Here is an 8,077-nt window from a genome sequence, read left to right as displayed (position 1 = left end):
TGTAACTTTCATCTGACCTATCTTTTTTTAACACAAGTCGGTCAAATACCAGCCCTGTCTGAGTTCCGGCGGGGTTGTCACCCCGCCAGCATCCGAAGGCAAAATTTTCCCATCCATAATCTATTTCAGATTCAAAATTTCACCCAGCCGCCATGCCATACAAAAAATTACTCACCAGATTTGGGGAAGACTTACAAAAATTGGCTGTTAATTCTCTAGGACGCGGATTGTTTGCGATCGAGTCACTGAGTCTGAGTCTAGCAATCGTCGCGGCAGTTGCAGCAGTGCCGGCAGCACAGCAACCAGCAAATGCTTCTACAGTCACAAGTTGGCAATTCGATCCGGCGACAAATCAGCTAGAAATTACTCTCCCAGAGGGAACAACCCCCACATATTCTCTACTCAACCCGAATCAAATTGCTGTGGATTTGCCCAATACTGAGATCGGAATAGATGCAACTCAGCTATACCCGCAAGGCACTGTACGTTCTGTGGCGGTGAGTCAACTTCAACCGGGAACGGCGAGAATTCTGGTCAATTTGGCTCCCGGAGTCGGTTTCAGCGCAGGGAAAGTTCAATTCCAAAGAAGCGGGGTAGAAAATCGCTGGGTGTTGCGTCCTTCGATCGAACCGACTCCTATTGTGGAAACTTCCGAAACTCAACCCCAGCCTGCAATACAAGTACCGCAAAACCAGCCGCCGACAGATTCCAACTCAAATGGTGCTCCAAAGGTCGATCGACCTGACCCTCCTACTTCCCTGAATCTCGCTACAAATTCTTCGCAGCCACCAACTCCCAACGACCAAATTCGACCGCTAAGAGTTCCTTTAGTCAATGTTCGCCTTGACAGAGGCTCAGGGGTACAAGGTACTGCTGTACCCAGCCTAGCTCCTCAAATAACGGCTGCTGATGCGCCCCAACAGCGGACGCTTACCTTTGGTGAACCACTTCCTCGCGGACGATCGAATGCTGTTTCGCAGGCTGCGGCTGGGGCGAATATCTTGTTGCCGGCGGGGACGGAGCTCAGTTTGCTATACCCCGGTGCTGAGGCTTTGCGCCTTGCCCGTGCGAAACCCAGCCGAGAGGAAGTGCTGCTGCTGCAAGGGGGAATTCTCGACAGTCGCGGCAATACGATCGTACCTGCTAATACGCCTGTCATCGGTAGATTTGAAACGACCAACCTCGGCAGTCGATTTGTTGTCGAAGCTATTAGTCTGAACGGCCGCAATATCCCTCTCTTCGCTCGATCGGAACCTGTGGGAGGCCGCCGACAACAGCCTTCCGATCGCAGTTTGTTGCGAAATACTGGTATTGGTGGTTTAGCTTTGTTCTTGCTGAGCGGCTTTTCCGGTATCGGTTTGTTGGCGGGAGCAGCCGGTGGTGTTGCTACAACTTACGTCGCTGCTCCTCAACCTGCTACGATTCAACCCGGCCAAATTTTGCAAGTTCAGTTAACCGAAGATTTTCCGCAGTTCGGTTTTTGAAGGAACCAGTCCGAGGTTTGAGAGAAGACTTCCTTCTTCCTCAAACCTCGGGCTTCAAAATCTACTGAGAGCAGTTTCCCTTGCATGAAATAAATTAGGGACTTAGGCTTAGCCTAAGTCCCTACCCGAGCATCTGTACTTCACTCAACTGAAAACCGCTATATCGGCGATTTAGAAATTTTGACCTTCAGTGGTTGGAGCTATCGAACCCGGTTGGTTGAGGAACAGGTTTTTAGCGCCGTCGTTTTGGTAGATACAGTTAATTTCGGGTTGGGCTTCCAGGGGGCCGGTGAAGCCAAAGGTGTTCATGCGATTTTTGCACTCTCGCACTTGGTTTTGGCTGATGAGTTTTCTTTGTTCCAGAATTGCCCAGTTATTGGTTCGCAGAACGCATCCGGGGCGCATACTCGGCTGCGAGATGTAGACGTTGAAGGGGTTGAGGGTGACGTAGAGGCGCATATCTGTCACCATCGCGCTTGCTCCAAACTGCACGCAAAGTTCTGGGTTCGGGGCGCTGCGATCGATAAATTCGCGGGATGCTACGTTCTCTGGGCTAATGGTAGCTGTGGAGCTAAAAGCAATGCCAATCCCAATTCCCAGAATAAAGACGGCTGTTAAAATCCCAAGAGTGGCGGAATTGAGGAAAGAGGGTTTGCCGGACTGAGGTTGACGCCGCGACTGTCCGCCAAATGAGCCGGAGTCTTCATCTCCCCGGGATGCGTCGCTGAATCTGTCGTCGTTGTAGGATTTAGGTTTGCGTTTCATATAAGGTTCCCTCAGTTCTGGAGACTCAACAGGTAGTAGTTTGTTATTTTTAACCGATCTCGCCTTTCTAATATTATGGCGCTAGGAAGGTGGTTGCGGAGGGCCCAGGACACCCCCTCTGGCTTTGGTGTGCGGTTCACAGCTCGCGATCGACAAAGGGGCTGCCTTGTCTGATTATTCAGATTTCAATAAAATAACTGAAAGTGACATACTCTTGCACAGCGGAGGAATCCGGTTCAAGATTGTTGACAAATTTTAACATTTTACAAGTCAGGAGGTATAGATTAGTGTCTGTCGAAATTATTCAAAAAAGTTCCACAGTCCGCAAGCTGGCACCGCGCTACCGCGTTCTGCTGCACAATGATGATTTCAATCCTATGGAGTACGTGGTGCAGACTTTGATGGCGACGGTACCGAGTCTGACTCAGCCACAGGCTGTGAATGTGATGATGGAAGCCCACACTAACGGGATGGGACTGGTGATTGTTTGCGCTCTCGAACACGCTGAGTTTTACGCTGAAACGCTCAACAATCACGGATTGAGCAGCAGTATTGAACCTGACGATTAGAACCTGACGGCACTGCAACCGATTCGCCCTGGGCGTTTCAGGCTCATACCGTCAACCCTCATACCAAAAAGCCAAGGGTTAGGCCCTTGGCTTTTTGGTATATTTAAAGCGGTAGATATGAAAACTTGAAGAGCATAGGTTTTTCGGAACGGCCGGAAGTGCTTCGGAGCTAGGTAAGCTCGATCGCCAATTTCAACTCTCCAATCTCAAATCTTTATCAGAGGAAATTAATAACGTCCTCCGCCGCCGCCGCCTCCGCGAGCAAATTTTCCAGGGCCGCCGCCGCCCCGGTTGCCGCCACCCCGGCCTTCATCTTCGCGGGGCTTAGCTTTGTTAACTTTGAGGTCGCGACCCATCCACTCTGCTCCGTCGAGAGCACTAATGGCTGCATCTTCTTCTGCATCTGTTGACATTTCTACAAAACCGAAGCCGCGGGGGCGACTGGTTTCTCTGTCGGTAGGTAGATGTACTCGCTTAACGGTTCCGTATTCGGCGAAGACGGTGGTGATGTCTTCTTGGGTAACTTGGTAGGATAAGTTACCGACGTATATCGACATGAGGAATAACTCCAAAATTTAGACAGTGCGAAGATTTCAGTTTCGGAGAGTCCCCTGCCGATACAGAAGGGCAAGTTTTTAGACAATTCTGTAGCAATGAACAAAGCCTGCAACTGAATCTGATTCACACTTGGTACTTTAACATAGAATAGCGTCTTTTGAGTAGGTTTCAGCAGTTAATTAAGTCGTTCTAATTAAACGTAAAACTTTTAGGGTATTGAGAAACCTGGTTTCTCGGTGTGATGTTTTGTCAAGGTGGAAGCACAGAAAGTTGTAGCGCGCGCTCTCACCGCAGGAAAGATACATCCACCTTGCCAAAATTGGTACTCAAAGCTAGGTTCACGTTTTCCAGGGCTTTGACTAACCACACCACGCCTTCTCGGGTACTGAATTCATAGTGACCGAACAAAATTGCCAGCCGCTTTTCTAGGTAGGGCTTGACTTTGCCGCAAATTAGTACGATTTTCAGCAGCAAACCTGTGGTTTGGGTCGGCCCGAGATTAGAGATCAGGTCGATGAAGACAAAGTGGTTGGGCCGCACAGGACTCTCTACTACTAAAAAGTTCAATAACTGGCTGCAAGTTCTGATCATTAAAAATTCGTTGAACTTCTGATCGTCGCTGTGAGGAAAGGTATTTTGTAGTTGCTTATACAATTTTTCGTTAAATTGACGTTTGCCGTAGCGATCGTCGGTGACAGAAGAAATCAGGTATTCGTACAAGTCGTCTTTAAATGAGCCGTAAGACGCAGTTGTGCTGGCGTTCGCCGTGAAGCGACCCGCTAGCTCTCTGTAGGTATCGGCTCCTTCTACTTTTCCAACAAATTGCTTGAGGGCAAAGAACAGTTCCGGATCGCTCAACAGCGTTGGGTTTTTTATAGGCTGTATAATTCTCCCGAAGGAAATTGAGGTTTCCCGCCGTGCTGTTTGGGCTTTTCTCACTTGGTGAGCGACGTATTGGGAGAGGTTGACCTCAAATTGCTGCTGCTTTTGAGCTTGGATTTTTTTAATGATTTTCTGCTGTTCGTAGGTGCTGTCGTCGCTGAGCAGGCAGTGTTTATACAGGTAAGGATAGCGGGGAATTAAGGTTCCGAGGGCAAGGGTAGCAGGGATTTTGCTGTTGCTGCTATCTTCATTGCTGTGAGTTATGACTTTGGCTAAGCGTTGGAGTGTGAGGTACTGTTCGCTTTCGGTAAATTGATTTACTAATTTGGGGATCGAGCCTCGCGCCCGCGATTGATTGTAGCCAAATAGTATTTTGGGTGCTTCTTCAAACAGAGCGATCAATTCAGGGATGGCTGCTTGCTTGCTGGAGTAAGTTTGCCAGCGGTTGATCAGGATGTGGCAGCAGCGGTTGAGGATGTACTTGAATTCTTGTTCGGCGTGTTCTGAGGCTGCTATTTTTTCGAGTGCCTCGGCGACGGAGCGATCGGGATATCCGGTACCATGAATAAACAAAGTGCGAAAGCGGCTGATGAGTTCGGCCGGCTGCTCTCGTTGTACCAACTCCAGCCAGTGCTTGTAAAGTAGCTGTTCTTCTTCGTAAATCTGTCTATTGTAGTCGTTCATTGTGGATTAACCTCCAAGTCTGGGGCAAGAGCTTTCAGCGCTATTAGCTTGATGAATTGGCAGATGAAGCGCAACAATTGAGTCAACCGAGCTGCTCGCCGGATGAGGCTTAGGGGTAGAAGCTGTCAGCAGCTTAAGCCGATCGATATTTTTTGCTTAGTTAAAACTAATTACCAACATCAGCATGGCATGAATTGTTGGTAATTAGCAAGGCCTTAAATCAATATAGACTTTGTAAAGTATTGGTAAAGACTGTGAGTAGGTACGGAAGAATTTCTTGGTTTGCTGACGATTTAGTATTAGGATTGTCAAGGTCTATCCTGACCAGCAGCCCCCTGTCAGTTAAATGTCAGGTCAAGCAAGGTAGGATTAGCTGTGAAAATAATTATTTGAAAGGTGAGTGCTGGTTATGGTTTGTCGCGTAAGTATCGCCAGACTTTTTGAAATTTTAAATGTACCTTTGCCTGCTGTGCCTGACGATGTTTTGACAGCTTTAGGGACAGGTATTGCCACAGATACGCGCACTCTTGAGGGGGGCGAAGTATTTTTGGCGCTGCGGGGAGACAATTTTGACGGCCATCAATTTGTGGCAAAAGCCCGGGATTTGGGGGCGATTGCGGCGATAGTCGATCGACATTGGCAAGAGGAATTGCCTAATTTTCCGCTGTTGCGCGTGGATGATACTTTAAAAGCTTATCAGTCGATCGCCCGCTGGTGGCGAAACCAGTTCAGTATACCTATAGTTGCTGTTACTGGTTCGGTCGGTAAAACTACTGTTAAAGAATTAATTGCGGCGGTTTTGTCAACGAGAGGAAATGTTCTTAAAACTCAATATAACTACAACAATGAAATTGGAGTACCAAAAACTCTGTTAGAGCTTTCGCCCTCACACAATTATGCTGTAATTGAAATGGGAATGCGCGGGAGTGGCGAAATAGCGCTGCTGTCGCAAATTGCGCGTCCTACAGTGGCGGTAATTACTAACGTAGGAACGGCGCATATCGGGCGATTGGGTTCGGAAGAGGCGATCGCCCAAGCTAAGTGCGAACTGTTAGCCGAAATGCCTGATGATAGCATTGCTATTCTCAATCACGATTGTGACAGATTAATAGCAACTGCGGCCCAAGTTTGGCAGGGAAAAACTTTAACTTACGGTTTAGAAGGCGGCGATTTGTGCGGAGAATTGCTCAATAATGATACAATGTATGTAGAAGGTGTGGAATTGCCACTGCCGCTGCAAGGACGGCACAATGCTGTAAATTATTTGGCGGCTTTGGCGGTAGGAAAAGTTTTAGGTATTGATTGGGAAGTTTTAAAGCAAGGTTTGTCTGTGCAGTTACCGGATGGACGGGCGCGCCGCTACGATTTGCCGCAGGATATTGTGATTCTGGATGAGACTTACAATGCTGGTTTGGAGTCGATGTTGGCGGCCCTGAGACTGTTAGCAGATACTCCAGGAAAGCGCCGGATTGCGGTGTTGGGAACAATGAAGGAATTGGGGGACAGGGCGATCGAATTTCACCGACAAGTGGGAAGGGCCGCGCGAGAGTTGAATCTGGATGCTTTGTTTGTTTTTGCTGATTTTGAGGAAGCGGCGGCGATGGCTGCGGGTGCGGCGGGTTTGCCTTTTTTGGAGGTAGAAGATATTGCGAGGGAGAATTCCCGCGAAGATTTAGCAAGGCATTTAATGGAGTTTGTCACACCGGGCGATCGTATTTTATTTAAGGCCTCTCATTCGGTGGAGTTGAATCGAGTTGTTGAGAAAGTTAGAGCTGAGTTGGGCGGGGAAGAATAGAAGAGAAACTTGGCGCTTGTGACTCGGCGATTTATATCGTTTCCGGTTGCATCGGAATGATACTGAGGACACGGCAGTGCCGTGTCCCTACCGCCATTAATTGTAGGGACACGGCAGTGCCGTGTCCTCCGTTTATATCATTCCGATGAAAAGCGGATTTGATATTTAAAGAGACTTTTGGCGAACAAGAGTTCTGCCACCGAGACTGGCATCATTCTGGTTCGCCAAGTGAGGACTATCTGCTCGGACGCCCTTACTGACTAACTGCCGCAAGCATTCGCTTCAGCACTTGCTGCATCACCTGAAGTTCTTCATCATCCAGGTGACAGGCAAAGTATTCTGCAATTCCTTCAGCGTAAACCGTCCACATTTGCTGTTGCATCGCCAATCCTGCCTCAGTCAGCACAGCATAGGTGCCGCGCCGATCGCTCGGACAGCGTTTTCGATATAGCAGTCCGGCTTTTTCCAGGCGATCGACCAGATGGGTCAGATTGCTCCGGCTCAACAGCGCCTTCTGGGCTAAATCGCTCAAGCGCAGACGATACTCTGGCGCTTCTTTGAGCGTCAACAGTACATCGTACCAATCCATCGAGGGCAGCCCTGCCTGAGAAAACTTTTCGCCCATGCGATCGAGCAGCTTGACATTGGCGGTGATAAAAAGTCGCCAGACAGAGTTCCGTAGATTGTCCAGTTTAGGTTTAGCAGTCATCTCAGGATTATCTCAAAAAAGTAGTTGAATTTTCAACTATCGCGTGCTACCTTGATTTTAGTTGAAATTTCAACTATCAAATAGTAAACTACTTGCGAAGGTGAAACGATGGCTGCTAAAACGCCTCACACCGCCTGGAAATCGCTGCTCGAAGGCGATCGCAACTCACCCAATCTGTTGGGAATGCTGGCAATGCTCCTGACAGTTGTTGCCTGGGCGATCGCTGCTAATGTCGCCAATCGCCTGTTTTTATCAGGAGTGCAGCCGTTTGAGCTAGCTGGAGCAAGCGCAACGATCGCCATTTTTGGACTTGCGATTCTGGATAGTTTGGTGGGACGCTCCCACGCCAAGCCGATCGATCGTCCACAATTGGCGCTGGGACTCATTCTCGTTGGCTTAGTCGGTGCCGATTACCTGGCAATTCAGCGCTTGCCTGTAGCCGTGGCGATCGTTCTGTTATTTACGGCTCCTATTTTGGTTGTCCTATGGACTGCTGTGAGTTCCCGATGTTTGCCTTCTCGCCCTGTACTGGTGGCGCTAAGGCGTTGCTGAGTTAGAGTATGAATAGGAGGAATAATTTATGCAATGCCCAGAATGTAAATCAACCCATATCCGTAAAAACGGCAAGAAG

At 48.7% G+C, this 8,077-nt stretch carries 8 protein-coding genes; 4 read left to right on the top strand and 4 right to left on the bottom strand.

The annotated features are described in order from the left end of the window. The first annotated feature begins 152 nt into the window (after positions 1–152). Positions 153–1,484 (top strand): AMIN domain-containing protein, encoded by a 1,332-nt coding sequence (locus E5S67_RS30155; protein ID WP_172192896.1) that lies wholly within the window; start codon positions 153–155, stop codon positions 1,482–1,484. Between the two features lie 171 nt (positions 1,485–1,655). Here E5S67_RS30155 and E5S67_RS30150 read toward each other — a convergent pair whose 3' ends face one another. After that, positions 1,656–2,249 (bottom strand): DUF3172 domain-containing protein, encoded by a 594-nt coding sequence (locus E5S67_RS30150; RefSeq protein WP_172192894.1) that lies wholly within the window; start codon positions 2,247–2,249, stop codon positions 1,656–1,658. A gap of 287 nt (positions 2,250–2,536) precedes the next feature. Here E5S67_RS30150 and clpS point away from each other — a divergent pair, with 287 nt between their 5' ends. Beyond that, entirely contained in the window at positions 2,537–2,818 is a 282-nt protein-coding gene (gene clpS / locus E5S67_RS30145) for an ATP-dependent Clp protease adapter ClpS (RefSeq protein WP_172192892.1), read from the top strand. A 227-nt stretch (positions 2,819–3,045) separates the two neighbouring features. Here the strand turns inward: clpS and E5S67_RS30140 are convergent, their stop codons facing one another. Together E5S67_RS30140 and E5S67_RS30135 are read right to left on the bottom strand one after the other, a co-directional pair. Beyond that, positions 3,046–3,375: an RNA recognition motif domain-containing protein gene (locus E5S67_RS30140; RefSeq protein WP_172192890.1), complete on the bottom strand. Its 330-nt coding sequence runs from the start codon at positions 3,373–3,375 to the stop codon at positions 3,046–3,048. A 286-nt stretch (positions 3,376–3,661) separates the two neighbouring features. Continuing rightward, positions 3,662–4,942 carry a hypothetical protein gene (locus E5S67_RS30135; RefSeq protein WP_172192888.1) on the bottom strand — a complete coding sequence of 427 codons (1,281 nt, stop codon included), beginning with the start codon at positions 4,940–4,942 and terminating at the stop codon, positions 3,662–3,664. Between the two features lie 409 nt (positions 4,943–5,351). On the opposite strand from E5S67_RS30135, the gene E5S67_RS30130 reads away from it, so the two are divergent. Further along, positions 5,352–6,737: a UDP-N-acetylmuramoyl-tripeptide--D-alanyl-D-alanine ligase gene (locus E5S67_RS30130; RefSeq protein WP_172192886.1), complete on the top strand. Its 1,386-nt coding sequence runs from the start codon at positions 5,352–5,354 to the stop codon at positions 6,735–6,737. 253 nt (positions 6,738–6,990) lie between these two features. Here the strand turns inward: E5S67_RS30130 and E5S67_RS30125 are convergent, their stop codons facing one another. Further along, positions 6,991–7,446: a MarR family winged helix-turn-helix transcriptional regulator gene (locus E5S67_RS30125; protein WP_172192884.1), complete on the bottom strand. Its 456-nt coding sequence runs from the start codon at positions 7,444–7,446 to the stop codon at positions 6,991–6,993. Between the two features lie 108 nt (positions 7,447–7,554). Here E5S67_RS30125 and E5S67_RS30120 point away from each other — a divergent pair, with 108 nt between their 5' ends. After that, the gene (locus E5S67_RS30120; protein WP_172192882.1) at positions 7,555–7,998 is read left to right on the top strand and encodes an EamA family transporter; all 444 of its coding nucleotides are present in this window, start codon (positions 7,555–7,557) and stop codon (positions 7,996–7,998) included. Positions 7,999–8,077 lie beyond the last annotated feature (79 nt).

The sequence above is a fragment of the Microcoleus asticus IPMA8 genome (assembly GCF_013179805.1).
GTDB classification, from domain to species: Bacteria; Cyanobacteriota; Cyanobacteriia; order Cyanobacteriales; family Microcoleaceae; genus Microcoleus; species Microcoleus asticus.
Note: the sequence above shows the minus strand (reverse complement) of the source record. Positions and strands in the feature narration are given on the sequence as shown.

What these genes read in the sequence shown, in the direction of transcription:
- E5S67_RS30155 (WP_172192896.1), top strand. Translation starts at nt 153, where the DNA reads ATGCCATACAAAAAATTACTCACCAGATTTGGGGAAGACTTACAAAAA.
- E5S67_RS30150 (WP_172192894.1), bottom strand. Translation starts at nt 2,249, where the DNA reads ATGAAACGCAAACCTAAATCCTACAACGACGACAGATTCAGCGACGCA.
- E5S67_RS30140 (WP_172192890.1), bottom strand. Translation starts at nt 3,375, where the DNA reads ATGTCGATATACGTCGGTAACTTATCCTACCAAGTTACCCAAGAAGAC.
- E5S67_RS30135 (WP_172192888.1), bottom strand. Translation starts at nt 4,942, where the DNA reads ATGAACGACTACAATAGACAGATTTACGAAGAAGAACAGCTACTTTAC.
- E5S67_RS30130 (WP_172192886.1), top strand. Translation starts at nt 5,352, where the DNA reads ATGGTTTGTCGCGTAAGTATCGCCAGACTTTTTGAAATTTTAAATGTA.
- E5S67_RS30125 (WP_172192884.1), bottom strand. Translation starts at nt 7,446, where the DNA reads ATGACTGCTAAACCTAAACTGGACAATCTACGGAACTCTGTCTGGCGA.
- E5S67_RS30120 (WP_172192882.1), top strand. Translation starts at nt 7,555, where the DNA reads ATGGCTGCTAAAACGCCTCACACCGCCTGGAAATCGCTGCTCGAAGGC.